Source organism: Pseudomonas brassicae, assembly GCF_010671725.1.
Taxonomy (GTDB): Bacteria; Pseudomonadota; Gammaproteobacteria; order Pseudomonadales; family Pseudomonadaceae; genus Aquipseudomonas; species Aquipseudomonas brassicae.
This window is the reverse complement of the sequence record NZ_JAAHBU010000009.1, coordinates 1-13,213: the sequence shown is the minus strand read 5'-3', so window position 1 is coordinate 13,213 and position 13,213 is coordinate 1. Positions and strand designations below refer to the sequence as shown.

Annotated in this window: 11 protein-coding genes and 4 pseudogenes; 7 read left to right on the top strand and 8 right to left on the bottom strand. The window is 63.3% G+C overall.

The features are described 5' to 3' along the window. Nucleotides 1-280: 280 nt before the first annotated feature. Both G3436_RS28425 and ptrR read right to left on the bottom strand, forming a co-directional pair. Nucleotides 281-406, bottom strand: a complete 126-nt coding sequence (locus tag G3436_RS28425; RefSeq protein WP_338001182.1) for a PA1414 family protein — start codon at nucleotides 404-406, stop codon at nucleotides 281-283. A gap of 112 nt (nucleotides 407-518) precedes the next feature. Then, on the bottom strand, nucleotides 519-1,406 hold the full coding sequence (gene ptrR, locus G3436_RS00965) for a putrescine utilization regulator PtrR (protein WP_163940447.1): 888 nt from the start codon (nucleotides 1,404-1,406) through the stop codon (nucleotides 519-521). A gap of 105 nt (nucleotides 1,407-1,511) precedes the next feature. Between ptrR and G3436_RS00960 the strand changes: the two genes are divergently transcribed. Further along, the gene (locus tag G3436_RS00960) at nucleotides 1,512-2,318 is read left to right on the top strand and encodes a YbfB/YjiJ family MFS transporter (RefSeq protein WP_163940445.1); all 807 of its coding nucleotides are present in this window, start codon (nucleotides 1,512-1,514) and stop codon (nucleotides 2,316-2,318) included. On the opposite strand, the gene G3436_RS00955 is transcribed toward G3436_RS00960, so the two are convergent. After that, nucleotides 2,263-3,195, bottom strand: coding sequence for a DMT family transporter (locus G3436_RS00955; protein WP_163940443.1), 933 nt, complete (start codon nucleotides 3,193-3,195; stop codon nucleotides 2,263-2,265). The two genes, G3436_RS00960 and G3436_RS00955, sit on opposite strands and share 56 nt — an antisense overlap. A gap of 100 nt (nucleotides 3,196-3,295) precedes the next feature. After that, complete coding sequence (locus tag G3436_RS00950) at nucleotides 3,296-3,691, bottom strand: transcriptional regulator (protein ID WP_163940441.1); 396 nt, start codon at nucleotides 3,689-3,691, stop codon at nucleotides 3,296-3,298. Nucleotides 3,692-3,819: 128 nt separating this feature from the next. Between G3436_RS00950 and G3436_RS00945 the strand changes: the two genes are divergently transcribed. Continuing rightward, the gene (locus G3436_RS00945; RefSeq protein WP_163940440.1) at nucleotides 3,820-4,089 is read left to right on the top strand and encodes a hypothetical protein; all 270 of its coding nucleotides are present in this window, start codon (nucleotides 3,820-3,822) and stop codon (nucleotides 4,087-4,089) included. Nucleotides 4,090-4,138: 49 nt separating this feature from the next. Here G3436_RS00945 and G3436_RS00940 read toward each other — a convergent pair. Beyond that, a pseudogene (locus G3436_RS00940) lies at nucleotides 4,139-5,466 on the bottom strand (DEAD/DEAH box helicase). 143 nt (nucleotides 5,467-5,609) lie between these two features. On the opposite strand from G3436_RS00940, the gene G3436_RS00935 reads away from it, so the two are divergent. Then, a complete protein-coding gene (locus G3436_RS00935; RefSeq protein WP_163940438.1) occupies nucleotides 5,610-6,911 on the top strand; it encodes a mechanosensitive ion channel family protein in 1,302 nt (433 codons plus the stop codon). Here G3436_RS00935 and G3436_RS00930 read toward each other — a convergent pair. From G3436_RS00930 to G3436_RS00920, 3 genes and pseudogenes are all read right to left on the bottom strand, one after another. After that, the gene (locus tag G3436_RS00930; RefSeq protein WP_163940435.1) at nucleotides 6,852-7,730 is read right to left on the bottom strand and encodes a carboxylate/amino acid/amine transporter; all 879 of its coding nucleotides are present in this window, start codon (nucleotides 7,728-7,730) and stop codon (nucleotides 6,852-6,854) included. The genes G3436_RS00935 and G3436_RS00930 overlap by 60 nt on opposite strands. 189 nt (nucleotides 7,731-7,919) lie before the next feature. Further along, nucleotides 7,920-8,519: an FMN-dependent NADH-azoreductase gene (locus G3436_RS00925; RefSeq protein ID WP_163940433.1), complete on the bottom strand. Its 600-nt coding sequence runs from the start codon at nucleotides 8,517-8,519 to the stop codon at nucleotides 7,920-7,922. Between the two features lie 109 nt (nucleotides 8,520-8,628). Continuing rightward, nucleotides 8,629-8,942: pseudogene (locus G3436_RS00920) on the bottom strand (3-phosphoglycerate kinase). 49 nt (nucleotides 8,943-8,991) lie between these two features. Here G3436_RS00920 and G3436_RS00915 point away from each other — a divergent pair. The 4 genes and pseudogenes from G3436_RS00915 (at nucleotide 8,992) to G3436_RS00900 (ending at nucleotide 13,189) form a co-directional block, all read left to right on the top strand. Further along, complete coding sequence (locus G3436_RS00915; protein ID WP_163940431.1) at nucleotides 8,992-9,915, top strand: PA3225 family LysR-type transcriptional regulator; 924 nt, start codon at nucleotides 8,992-8,994, stop codon at nucleotides 9,913-9,915. Between the two features lie 12 nt (nucleotides 9,916-9,927). Then, a complete protein-coding gene (locus G3436_RS00910) occupies nucleotides 9,928-10,743 on the top strand; it encodes an alpha/beta fold hydrolase (protein WP_163940429.1) in 816 nt (271 codons plus the stop codon). Continuing rightward, nucleotides 10,737-11,293 (top strand): annotated as a pseudogene (locus tag G3436_RS00905) (peptidylprolyl isomerase). The gene G3436_RS00910 and the pseudogene G3436_RS00905 overlap by 7 nt, the downstream one beginning before the upstream one ends. 68 nt (nucleotides 11,294-11,361) lie before the next feature. Further along, a pseudogene (locus G3436_RS00900) lies at nucleotides 11,362-13,189 on the top strand (ABC transporter ATP-binding protein). Nucleotides 13,190-13,213: the final 24 nt, after the last annotated feature.

Genomic DNA, 13,213 nt, shown 5'->3' with positions numbered 1-13,213 from the left:
GGCACGCGACACGAGTTGCTACGCAACTCTAACAGTCGCTTGCTTCGGCTACGCCGAAGGGGCTACGCCCTGCCCCCTGCACGACACCTACGCTCGGCCTGCTGGGGGACGAAGATCAAGATCTACAGCAAGATCAAGATCAAGATCCACAGCCACAGCCACAGCCACAGCCACAGCCACAGCTATCCACATCACATACGGTGTGGATTTGAGAATGGCGGTTTTTTTTCAAACAAAGACAAACCGACGCATCAATCAATGCGTCGGTTCGAGCACTGGGCTAACGCCGTGGTTGGCGCTTGCGCTGCTCTTCATCGGTAGGGATAGGTATTGGCTGCAATGGCGGCGGGATAAGCCCCAGCGCGGCGGCCAGATCATGGAGCCAGTTGAACAGATCGTTTCTCATAACTCCCCCTCACGGGTCATCTGCGCGGCGAAGAACGGCTGCGGCGCTACAAACTCATCATAGCCCGATGTAAAGCGTTATGCCCGGGTAAAAATTTCTCTATTGATTTCAGTCACGCCTGCAGGGCGCGTTCCGCACCAGCCGCCACCTGCTCCTGCAAGGCAATCCAAGCGCTGAGGTTGGCACCACACATGCCCCTGCGCCACATCAGCCAGGTGGTGGCCTGGTCGAATGGCGCCTGCAAGGGATGCGCCGCCACGCTTTCACGCCCCGGCAAGCTGTCGAGCATGGACGCCGACATCAATGCCACCCCCGCCCCCGCAATCACACACGCCAGCATGCTCGGGTACGACTCGATCTCCATCACCCGCCCCATGGCCGCATGGTCATGCGCATACCACGCCTCCAACCGCATGCGGTAGGAACAACCCTGGCGAAAGGTGAACACTGCACGTCCGGCCACATCCAGCGCACTGCGCACCGGCAGGTGATCCGCCTCGGTGATCAGCACCAGGCGCTCCTCGCACAACGCCACCCCATCGAGCCCAGCCAAGGCCAACGGGCCATCCACCAGCGCAGCATCCAGCCGCCCACTGAGCAAGCCTTCAAGCAACTCGCCACTGGGCGCGGTCTGCACCTGCAGGTTCACCGCCGGGTAACGGCGATGATAACGCGCCAGCAAGCTCGGCAAATGGATCGCCGCCGTACTGTACATGCTGCCCATCACGAACGCCCCCGCAGGCTCGCCCCCCTGCACCGCGGCAAAGGCTTCGTCATGCAGGGCCAGCATGCGCGCGGTGTAGTCCAGCAGCACCTTGCCGGCCGGCGACAACTGCAGGCGCTGGCGCTCACGACGAAACAGCTCGACCCCCAACTGCTCTTCAAGCTGACGCAAGCGCGTCGACAGGTTCGAGGGCACACGGTGCAAGCGCTCGGCAGCACGGGTGACCGAACCCTCTTCAGCCACCGCCTGAAAAATACGCAGCTGGCTCAACTCCACAGCCATTCTCCAAAACAGAACAAGTTACTCATCATTATTCAATTTTTCAGAAAGTCAATGCGCAGTAGCCTGACGGTCATCCCCCCTTGCACAGGACTCCCGATTATGTCGCCGACACTGCGTCTGCTCGCCAGCTTCGCCGCCCTGATGATGGCCATGGGCATCGGCCGCTTCGCCCTCACCCCGCAACTGCCACACCTGATCAGCGAAGGACAGATCAGCCTGACGGCCGCCGGCCTGGTGGCGGCAGCCAATTACCTGGGCTACCTGCTGGGCGCCGTCGATGGCATGTTCGCGCGCCGCCCCGCACAGGTACGCGGGCGGCTGCTGGCCGGTTTGTGGCTGTGCGTGGGGCTGACCCTGGCGTGCTACTGGGCACAGGATTTCTGGGCTCACCTGCTGCTGCGTTTCGGTACCGGCGTGGCCAGCGCATGGGTGGTCGTGACGCTCACCAGCCTGACCCAGCAACTGGCCGCCCAGAGCCAGCAGCCACGTCTGGGCGCACTGGTGTTCGCCGGGCCGGGCATGGGCATCTGCATGTTACGGGTGACATTATGGTTGCAGGCCGCTGGCGTGTTCGCCTGCCTGCTGGGCAACGGCGCTGGCCTGGCCCTGGGCGTGCTGCTGTGCGGCACGCCGTTCCTGGCCTGCATGCAACTGGTGATGCAACGCTCACGTGAACTGGCGCCGCAGGCCACCCAACGCAATGCCGGCCTGCTGACCGCCTGCTTTGCCGTTGGTCAGCTCAGCGGGCCGCTACTGGCAGCCTTGAGCGCGCAGTTCAGCGCCAGCCTGCAGCCCGCGTTGCTGGTGGCAGGCAGCGGCCTGATCGTGGCAGGCCTGCTGCTGCGCCCGACTAGCGCTGCCCGAGCAAGCTGCGCAGACGTCGGCGCACCCATTGTTCGGCGCTGACCAGGGTGATGCCCAGCAGCACGCACACGGCACCGAAGATGAAGTTGAGGCTCAAGGGCTCACCCAGCAGCAACACCCCGAACGTCACCCCGAACAAGGGGGTGATGAACGAGAACACCGACAGGTTCGAGGCCAGGTAGCGGCGCAGCAACCAGAACCAGGTCAGGTAGCTGATGAATGAAACCACGATGCCCTGGAACAGCACACTACTGACCGCGACGGGGGTCAGCGTCACATGGCCCAGCTGACCGGTCAGCGCAGCGATCAGCAGCAGGCCGACAAAGCCGACGATCAACTGATAGAACAGCGTCAGCGTGGCCGGTGCCTCCGACAGCCGCGAGCCGCGCACCACCAAGGTCGTGGCGCCCCAGGCCATGCCCGCCATCACGCCCATGGCATCGCCCAGCAGCATTCGCCCGTCGAGATTGTCCAGCGACATCCCGCCAGCAAAGGCAACGGCAATGCCGGCGAAGGCCAGCAGGATGCCGAGCCACTGCAAGGGTCGCAAGCGCTCGCTGGGCAGCATGAAATGCAGGCCCAGCGCGGTAAATACCGGCGCGGTGTACAGGAACACCGACATGTGCGCCGCCGAGGTCAACTGCAGCCCTTCGGCAATCAACAGAAACTCCAGGCCGAACAGGGCACCGGCCAGCAACCCGCCCCTCCAGGTGGCGCCAACCTGCTCCCAGCCACCGCGCCAGCAAATCAGCAGCGCCACCAGCAACGCCGAGATACCCGAGCGTGCCGCAGCTTGCATCACCGGCGCGATATCGGGCGCGGCCCATTTGATCATCACCTGCTGGATGCCCCAGATCAGGCACAACCCCACCATGATCCGCAGCGCGAATGTGTCAGTGGACTGGCGGGATGCGCTCATGAACGGCACCCGATTTGGCGGCAGGGCATTGGGAAACCTCGGCAAAAGTGGATCCAGCGCCGATTATCCGCGTGAGCAGCCCTCGATTGCCAGCCCGATCTCAGGCGATCTGTGCCTTGGACGCCAGTTCATCGAACGTGACCTCGTCCAGTGGATCGACCTGCTCGTCCAGCACCTGGCGCGGGTGGGCGTTGCCCGCAATGCTGCTGTCGAGCAGGCTCAGCAGGCGCGAACCACGGGCAGTGAGCACAAAGTTCTCGCCGTTGCCGCCCTGGTCCTCGGGCCGGGTTTCGATGTAACCGCGCCCCAGCAGCAGCTTTTCATATTCGCAGGCACGGGTTTTGAGGTGGTCCAGTTCAGGCACTGCCTCGCCCCTGGCGGCCAGCGCAGCAGCGTGCTGTTCGGCGTACGGGCGCGGTGTGAAGCTGTGGCCGGCGCTGTTCTGCACTTCATGCAGCAGGCGCTCGATCAGGTCCCAGTCATAGATGCTGCTCATCGATCCAACCTCCAACGGGGGAATGTAAGGTTGTGACCGGCGCGCAGCGCAGCGGTTCGACTGAACTTTCACGCGGCGCCCGGCCTCCACCGAACACCTTCGCCCGTCATGCAACACGAGGTTCGACCATGAAGACATTGATGAGTATCAGCGCCGCCGCCACCCTGCTGCTGGCATTGCCTGGCTGGGCCTGCACACTGGAACAAGCCACGCAAAAGCGCGAGGAACTGGCCAAGGAGGTGAGCCGCCTGACGGAACAGAACCCGCAGAAGGCCAAGGAGATCAACGATGAGTTGCAGGGGATGAAGCTGGGCACCGAGAGCAAGGACCTGCCAGACAAGTGCCAGTTGATCGACAAGCGCATGCAGGAACTGAAGGCGGCCGAGAAGAAGGTTTGAAACGCGGGTGATGCATTCGCCGGCAAGGCCGGCGAATCACGCTGAAGACTTACTCGGCAGCCGGTGCCGGCTTGCGCTTCTTCAGTGGCGCCATGCCGTCCTGGCTGACCAGCGACGGGGCATTGGGCTTGGGCTTGGCCGTCGGCTTGCGCTTGGCTACCGCCTTCTTGTCGGTCTTCTTGTCGGTCTTTTTCTTCTTGACCCCGGCAGCCTTGCCCGACGCCTTGACCTTCTTCGGCCCGGTGTAGGTGCCTTTGACTTCCTTGATGGTGCGGCGCTCGAACGTCTGCTTCAGGTAGCGTTCGATGCTCGACATCAGGTTCCAGTCGCCGTGGCAGATCAGCGATACTGCCAGGCCTTCGTTGCCGGCACGGCCGGTACGACCGATACGGTGCACGTATTCGTCGCCACTGCGCGGCATGTCGAAGTTGATCACCAGGTCCAGACCGTCGACGTCCAGGCCACGCGCCGCGACATCGGTTGCCACCAGCACCTTGGCACCGCCCTGCTTCAAGCGCTCGATGGCCAGCTTGCGGTCTTTCTGGTCCTTGTCACCGTGCAACACGAACGCCTTGATGTCCTTGGCCACCAGGTGACCGTAGATACGGTCGGCCATCACGCGGGTGTTGGTGAAGATGATCGCCTTCTGGTACGTCTCGTTGGCCAGCAGCCACTGCACGATCTGTTCTTTGTGCTGGTTGTGGTCGGCGGTGATGATCTGCTGGCGGGTACCGTCGTTGAGCTGGCTGACGGTGTTGAGCATCAGATGCTCGGGCTCCTTGAGCACCTTGGCGATCATGTCGCGCAGGCCGGCGCCGCCGGTGGTGGCGAGAACAGCAGGGTCTGCTCACGGTTGGCGCACTCGTTGCACAGGCGTTCGACGTCTTCGGAGAAGCCCATGTCGAGCATGCGATCGGCTTCGTCGAGCACCACCACCTGCACGTGTTCCAGGTGCAGGTTGCCCGCATTGAGCTGCTCAAGCATGCGCCCTGGGGTACCGACCAGGATATCCGGCACCTTGCGCAGCATGGCGGCCTGCTCCTTGAAGTCTTCGCCACCGGTGATCATGCCGGCCTTGATGTAGGTGAACTGGGCGAAGCGCTCGATTTCCTTGAGGGTCTGCTGGGCCAGCTCGCGGGTTGGCAGCAGCACCAGGGCACGGATCTCGACGCGGCTCTGCTTCAGGTCGACCAGGCGGTTGAGCACCGGCAGCATGAAGGCGGCGGTCTTGCCACTACCGGTTTTCGCCGTCACCCGCAGGTCACGCCCTTGCAGGGCCAGGGGAATGGCCGCCGCCTGCACCGGAGTAGGCTCGACAAAGTTCAGTGCGGCCACGGCTTTGAGCAGGCGTTCGTGCAGGGCGAATTGGGAAAACACGGGTGTACCTCGGGCAAGTGCAGAAATTCAGCCACATAGGGTAACGTTTTCCGGCGCCCACGCCGAATTTCTTTTGGCATTGTCATGACTTTCCGCGCTCTAATTGCGCCTCCTCTCTCTTTGCGGACACTTTCAGTACGGCAATGGATATTCAATTGTTCTGGCAAAACGCCCTTGACCTCTGGGGCTCCCTCGATCAGCACCCGCTCTTGCACGCAGGCCTGGGCCTGGGCCTGCTGCTGGCCATCGCCCTGGTGCTGGGCCGCGTGGCACGCTTCGTGATCCTGCATGCGTTCAAACTGCTGGGCCGACAGCCAGCCCTGCACTGGCTCAACGACCTGCTGCAGAACAAGGTGTTCCATCGCCTGGCGCAGATGACCCCGTCGCTGGTGGTGCAATTCGGCCTCAAGCTGGTGCCGGAACTGAGCGCCACCAGCCAGCACTTCCTCGGCAATGTGGCGCTGGCCTTCACCATCCTGTTCCTGGTGCTGGCCATCAGTGCACTGCTCGATGCCCTGCTCGACATCTACGCACGCACCGAGCATGCGCGTACCCGCTCGATCAAAGGCTACGTGCAACTGGCCAAGATGGTGCTGTTCGTGTTTGGCGCGATCATCATCGTTGCCACGCTGATCGACCGTTCGCCGCTGTTACTGCTGTCGGGCCTGGGGGCGATGTCGGCAGTGATCCTGTTGGTGTACAAAGACACCCTGCTGTCGTTCGTGGCCAGCGTACAGCTGACCAGCAACGACATGCTGCGCGTCGGCGACTGGATCGAAATGCCCCAGGTGGGCGCCGATGGCGACGTGGTGGACATCACCCTGCACACGGTGAAGGTGCAGAACTTCGACAAGACCATCGTCTCGATCCCCACCTGGCGCCTGATGTCCGAGTCGTTCAAGAACTGGCGCGGCATGCAGCAGTCTGGCGGGCGGCGCATCAAGCGCAGCCTGTTCATCGACGCCGGCGGGGTGCGTTTCCTGACCGATGAAGAGGAGCAGCGCCTGGGCAACGTTCGCCTGCTCACCGACTACATGGCACGCAAGCGCAGCGAGCTGCAGGCCTGGAACGAAGCGCAGGGGCCGGTGGCGGCGCTGTCGGCCAACCGGCGGCGCATGACCAACATCGGTACGTTCCGCGCCTACGCCCTGGCGTACCTGAAAAGCCACCCCGACATCCAGCCGAACATGACCTGCATGGTGCGCCAGATGCAGACCACCGCCCAGGGCGTGCCGCTGGAGATCTACTGCTTTACCCGCACCACCGTGTGGGCCGACTACGAGCGGATCCAGGGTGACATCTTCGACTACCTGCTGGCGGTGATGCCCGAGTTCGGCCTGGGCCTGTACCAGCAACCCAGCGGCAGCGACCTGCGCGCCGGCCTGCTACCGGCCACCGCTGTTCGCGAACAGCGAGCGCTGAGTGCCGAGACGGCTGAGCCATAGGGACGCCAGGATCACCGCCCCGCCGATGAACAACCGCCCCAGCGGCTCGTGCTGATTCCAGATCAGCAGGTTGAGCAGCAGGCCCACGGGCACATGCAGGTTGTTCATCACCGCCAGGGTGCCGCCCGAAACCAGGCAGGCGCCCTTGTTCCACCAGTACAGCCCCAATGCCGTCGGGCACAGCCCCAGAAACAGCAGCACCAGCCATTGCACGTCGGTGCTCGGCAGGTGCTGTGCGTTGCCGAACAGCAGGAAGGCCGGCAGCACCACCAGCAAGGCCCCCAGGTAGAAGTAGCCAAAGCGTCGGTAGTGCGGCAGATCGCTGGGGTAGCGGGCGACCAGGTGCTTGTACAGTACCTGCCCGGCGGCATAGGTGAAGTTGGCCAGTTGCAGCAGCAGAAAGCCGATGAAGAAGTCCGGGTTGATGCTGTCGAAGCGGATCACCGCAGCGCCCGCCACCGCTACCAGCGCCGCCAGCAGCGCCCAGGGGTTGAAGCGCCGATTGAGGGCGTCTTCGATCAGGGTCACGTGCAACGGCGTGAGGATGGTGAACAGCAGCACCTCGGGCACGCTGAGCACACGAAAGCTCAGGTACAGGCACACGTAGGTGATACCGAACTGCAAGGCGCCGATCAGCAGCATGGCGCGCATGAAGCGCGGCTCGACCTTGCGCCACTGGGTCAGAGGCAGGAACACCAGGCCGGCCAGCAGCACCCGCGCCAGTACCGCGAAGTAGCTGTCGACGTGCCCAGCCAGGTATTCACCGATCAGGCTGAAGGAAAACGCCTGGATCAGTGCAACGATCAATAAGTAACCCATGTGTGCCCCTTGAAATTCAGGCGGCGACCTTAGCTGTTCAGGCGTTGCCCATCAACCCTGTGGAGCGTGCCCGCGACCCGGTCACCCAGTGGCCGGCGCATGAAAAAGCCCGGTCAGGCGCAAGGCTTGACCGGGCAGGTACACCCAAAGGAGCAAAGGTGTCAGGCGGGGGGAAAAATCGTCAACCGATCAGGCCACCGCAGCCAACTGCGCCTTGGCCTGGTTCAGGCCCTTCTCATGGAAGTCGCCACCCATGTTCAGGCCCTCGGCATGAATGAACGTCACGTCGTGGATGCCGATGAACGCCAGCACCTGGCGCAGGTAGGGTTCCTGATGATCACTGCTGGCCCCGGCGTGAATCCCGCCGCGGGCAGTCAGCACGTACGCGCGCTTGCCGGTCAGCAGCCCCTGCGGGCCGGTCGGGGTGTACTTGAAGGTGATGCCGGCACGCAGCACATGGTCGAGCCAGGCCTTGAGCGTGCTGGGGATGGTGAAGTTGTACATCGGCGCCGCCAGCACCAGCACATCGGCCGCCAGCACTTCGTCAGTCAGTTCGTTGGAGCGTGCCAGGGCCTGCAGTTCTTCGGCGCTGCGCTGCGCTTCAGGCTTCATCCAGCCCCCCAACAGGTTACCGTCCAGATGCGGCACCGGGCTCACCGCCAGGTCGCGCAGGGTGATCTGATCGGCCGGGTTGACGGCATGCCACTGGCTGACGAAATCGCGGGTCAACTGCCGGGACACGGAGTCTTGCTGGCGAGCGCTGCTTTCGATGATCAGTACGCGGGACATGGGGGTTGCCTCCATCGGCAAGGTTGCAAAGTTGATGGAGGCAAGATTAGTGATTGACCTATCGATTAAAAAGCGTAAAAACTGGGTGAAACCTATCAGTTAACTTGTTTTATTGCGCACTGCACGCCAGCGTGATCCGCAGCTTGATGATCTCGCGGTTGAACTTGGCGGTCACATCGACGCTTTTTTTCGCCGGTACCTGCACCCGCCGCACGCGCGCGCTTCGGGGCCATTACGCATAGTCACCTTGCACTGCGCCGCCACCTCGCCGTAGTTATTGAGATTGATCGAGCCAATATCACGATCGGTGTCATAGGTGGTGTAGTCGAGCTTCACCCCGTCGATGGTCTTTTCCACGTCGATGGGATAGGCCATGGCCGTGAGCGGCAGCAGGGCCAGCAGTACAGCACAAGTTTTTTTCATACGGCGCTCTCCATGAAAGTGCGCCAGCTTAGGACAACAGGAGCCGAAGATGAAAGCGCCGCGCGTTACCCTGGATCAGTGGCGGACCCTGCAGGCCGTGGTCGACCATGGCGGCTTCGCCCAGGCTGCCGAGGCCCTGCACCGCTCGCAATCATCGGTGAGCTACACCGTGGCGCGCATGCAGGACCAGCTCGGCGTGCCGCTGCTGCGCATCGACGGACGCAAGGCCGTGCTCACTGAAGCCGGTAGCGTGCTGCTGCGCCGCTCTCGGCAACTGGTCAAGCAGGCCAGCCAGCTGGAAGACCTGGCCCACCACATGGAGCAAGGCTGGGAAGCCGAAGTGCGCCTGGTGGTGGACGCCGCCTACCCCAGTGCGCGCCTGGTGCGCGCCCTCACCGCCTTCATGCCGCAAAGCCGCGGCTGCCGCGTGCGCCTGCGCGAAGAGGTGCTGTCGGGGGTCGAGGAAGTGCTGCACGAAGGCGTCGCCGACCTTGCCATCAGCAGCTTCAGCATCCCCGGTTACCTGGGCACCGAAATGAGCGCGGTGGAGTTCGTCGCCGTCGCCCACCCCGAACACAGCCTGCACCGCCTGGGCCGCGAACTGAGTTTTCAGGACCTGCAAAGCCAGTTGCAAGTGGTGATCCGCGACTCGGGCCGCGCGCAGCCACGCGACGTTGGCTGGCTGGGCGCCGAGCAGCGCTGGACGGTCGGCAGCCTGGCCACTGCGGCAACCTTCGTCGGCAGCGGGCTGGGTTTTGCCTGGCTGCCGCGCCACCTGATCGAGCGCGAGCTGCGCGAAGGTGTGCTCAAGCCGCTGCCACTGGATCAGGGTGGCAGCCGCCACCCGCTGTTCTACCTTTACTCGAACAAGGACAAACCGCTGGGCCCGGCCACGCAGATCCTCATCGAGTTGCTGCGCAATTTCGATACCGCGCCGCTGGATGTCCCCTTCGCTGCCCCCGCCCAAGCCTGACAGGTACCGTCGATGGCCTATTTCGAACATGAAGGTTGCACCCTGCATTACGAGGAATACGGCCAGGGCGAGCCCCTGGTACTGCTGCACGGGCTCGGCTCGAGCTGCCAGGACTGGGAATATCAGGTGCCGCAACTGTCCCGCGCCTACCGCGTGATCCTGCTGGACGTGCGCGGCCATGGCCGCTCCGACAAGCCTCGCGAGCGCTACAGCATCGCTACCTTCAGTGCCGACCTGCTGGCCTTGCTGGAACACCTGGGCTGCGGCCCGGTGCACCTGGTGGGCCTGTCGATGGGCGGCATGATCGGCTTCCAGTTTGCCGTCGACCACCCGGCCTGGCTGCGCAGCCTGTGCATCGTCAACAGCGCCCCCGAAGTCAAGCTGCGCAGCCGTGACGACTACTGGCAGTGGGCCAAGCGCTGGAGCCTGGCACGCTTGCTCAGCCTGCAAACCGTAGGCAAGGGGCTGGCCGCTCGGCTGTTCCCCAAGCCCGACCAGCTCGAACTGCGCCGCAAGATGGCCGAACGCTGGGCGCGCAACGACAAGCGTGCGTACCTGGCCAGTTTCGACGCCATTGTCGGCTGGGGCGTGCAGGAACGCCTGGGGCAGATTCGCTGTCCTACACTGGTGATCACTGCCGACCACGACTACACGCCGATACAACTTAAACAGCGCTATGTCGCCCTTATCCCTCAGGCACGACTGGCGGTGATCGACGATTCACGGCACGCTACACCGCTGGATCAACCCCAACTGTTCAACCAGACCCTGCTGCAGTTTCTGGCGACAGCTTCAACCACCTCTCAAGGATCATTGAGTTCATGCTGAAAAAACTTCTGCTTGGCGCCTGCTCGGTCGTTTTCGCCACCAGCCTGATGGCGGCCGACAAGGCCCCTCACGTCGTGCTCGACACCAGTTTCGGCCAGATCGAAATCGAACTGGACCCGGTCAAGGCACCGATTTCGACGAAGAACTTCCTTCAATACGTCGACAGCGCTTCTACAGCAACACCATTTTCCACCGTGTCATCCCCGGCTTCATGGTGCAGGGCGGTGGGTTCACCGCGCAGATGCAGCAGAAGCCGACCCAGGACCCGATCCGCAACGAAGCCAGCAACGGCCTGCACAACACCCGCGGCACGCTGTCGATGGCACGCACCTCCAACCCGAATTCGGCCACCAGCCAGTTCTTCATCAACGTGGCCGACAACGCCTTCCTCGACCCGGGTCGCGATGCCGGTTATGCCGTGTTCGCCAAAGTGGTCAAGGGCATGGACGTGGTCGACCAGATCGTGAACTCGCCCACCACGCGCAAAAGCGGCATGGCCGATGTACCGGTTGACCCGGTGCTGATCAAATCCGCCAAACGCATCGACTGAGCCCAGGCTCACAAGGACGTGAGCCACGACCCGCCCGGTCGATTCAAACAGGAGTTACCGTTTTGAGGTTGTACCGCCGTTTCGAAAAGCTGATCGACATCTTCCGTGAGGCGCCAACGGCGGCGCCACCGGGCAAAGTACTGCCGTTCTATCTCTACTACCTGCGCCAGGTATGGCCCAGCTTTGCGGTACTGCTGGTGGTCGGCCTGATCGGTGCGCTGATCGAGGTGGCGCTGTTCAGCTACCTGAGCCGTATCATCGACCTGACCCAGGGTACGCCCAATCTTAATTTCTTCCGCGACCACGCCGGCGAACTGATCTGGATGCTGCTGGTGGCGCTGGTCCTGCGCCCGGTATTCATGGCCTGCATGACCTGCTGGTGCACCAGACCATCAGCCCGGGCATGACCAGCATGATCCGCTGGCAGAACCACACCCATGTGCTGCGCCAGAGCGTGAATTTCTTCCAGAACGATTTCGCCGGGCGCATCGCCCAGCGCATCATGCAGACCGGTAACGCCCTGCGCGACTCGGCGGTGCAGGCGGTGGATGCACTGTGGCACGTGCTGATCTACGCGATCAGCGCCCTGGTGCTGTTTGCCGAGGCCGACTGGCGGCTGATGCTGCCGCTGATCGGCTGGATCCTCGCCTACGTCGGCGCCCTCTGCTACTTCGTGCCACGGGTCAAGGCGCGGGCCGTGGTGTCTTCGGACGCACGCTCCAAGCTGATGGGGCGCATCGTCGACGGCTACACCAATATCGCCACCCTCAAGCTGTTCGCCCACACCGACTTCGAGCAGCAATACGCCCGCGAGGCAATTCGCGAGCAAACCGAGAAAACCCAGCTGGCCTCACGCCTGATCACCAGCATGGACGTGGTCATCACCAGCCTCAACGGCCTGCTGATCGTCGGCACCACCGGCCTGGCGCTGTGGCTGTGGACCCAGTCGCTGATCAGCGTGGGCGCCATCGCCCTGGCCACCGGCCTGGTGATCCGCATCGTCAACATGTCGGGCTGGATCATGTGGGTGGTCAACGGCATCTTCGAAAATATCGGCACGGTGCAGGACGGCCTGCAGACCATCGCCCAGCCGGTAACCGTCACCGACCTGCCGAATGCGCCCGCGCTCAAGGTCGAGCGCGCGCCGTGCATTTCGAGAACGTCGACTTTCACTATGGCAAGGGTAGCCGGATCATCAGCGGCCTGAGCCTGGACATCCGGCCGGGCGAGAAAATCGGCCTGATCGGCCCTTCGGGCGCGGGCAAGTCGACCCTGGTCAACCTGCTGCTACGCCTGTATGACCTGGAAAGCGGGCGCATCCTGATCGATGGCCAGGACATCACCCAGGTGACCCAGGCCAGCCTGCGCGCACAAATCGGCATGATCACCCAGGACACCTCGCTGTTGCACCGCTCGATCCGTGACAACCTGCTGTACGGTCGGCCGGATGCAACCGATGCCCAGGTGTGGGAAGCGGTGTGCCGTGCGCGTGCCGACGAGTTCATCCCGCTGTTGTCCGACGCCCAGGGCCGCATGGGCCTGGACGCACACGTGGGCGAGCGCGGGGTCAAGCTGTCGGGTGGTCAGCGCCAGCGCATCGCGATTGCGCGAGTGCTGCTCAAGAATGCTCCGATCCTGGTCATGGACGAGGCCACCTCGGCGCTGGACTCGGAAGTGGAGGCGGCGATCCAGGAGAGCCTGGAAACCCTGATGCAGGGCAAGACGGTGATCGCGATTGCGCACCGCCTGTCGACCATTGCCCGCATGGACCGCCTGGTGGTGCTGGAGAACGGCAGGATTGCCGAAGTGGGCAGCCATGCCGAGTTGCTGGCGCACCAGGGCTTGTATGCGCGGTTGTGGCATCACCAGACAGGTGGTTTTGTCGGGGTCGATTGAGGACCGCGGCGTCTGCTTCGCTGG

Excerpts from the sequence above, each read along its gene's own strand:
- G3436_RS00915 (WP_163940431.1), top strand. The coding sequence starts at position 8,992 with ATGAAAGCGCCGCGCGTTACCCTGGATCAGTGGCGGACCCTGCAGGCC.
- G3436_RS28425 (WP_338001182.1), bottom strand. The coding sequence starts at position 406 with ATGAGAAACGATCTGTTCAACTGGCTCCATGATCTGGCCGCCGCGCTG.
- G3436_RS00910 (WP_163940429.1), top strand. The coding sequence starts at position 9,928 with ATGGCCTATTTCGAACATGAAGGTTGCACCCTGCATTACGAGGAATAC.
- G3436_RS00950 (WP_163940441.1), bottom strand. The coding sequence starts at position 3,691 with ATGAGCAGCATCTATGACTGGGACCTGATCGAGCGCCTGCTGCATGAA.
- G3436_RS00945 (WP_163940440.1), top strand. The coding sequence starts at position 3,820 with ATGAAGACATTGATGAGTATCAGCGCCGCCGCCACCCTGCTGCTGGCA.
- G3436_RS00930 (WP_163940435.1), bottom strand. The coding sequence starts at position 7,730 with ATGGGTTACTTATTGATCGTTGCACTGATCCAGGCGTTTTCCTTCAGC.
- G3436_RS00955 (WP_163940443.1), bottom strand. The coding sequence starts at position 3,195 with ATGAGCGCATCCCGCCAGTCCACTGACACATTCGCGCTGCGGATCATG.
- G3436_RS00960 (WP_163940445.1), top strand. The coding sequence starts at position 1,512 with ATGTCGCCGACACTGCGTCTGCTCGCCAGCTTCGCCGCCCTGATGATG.
- G3436_RS00925 (WP_163940433.1), bottom strand. The coding sequence starts at position 8,519 with ATGTCCCGCGTACTGATCATCGAAAGCAGCGCTCGCCAGCAAGACTCC.
- G3436_RS00935 (WP_163940438.1), top strand. The coding sequence starts at position 5,610 with ATGGATATTCAATTGTTCTGGCAAAACGCCCTTGACCTCTGGGGCTCC.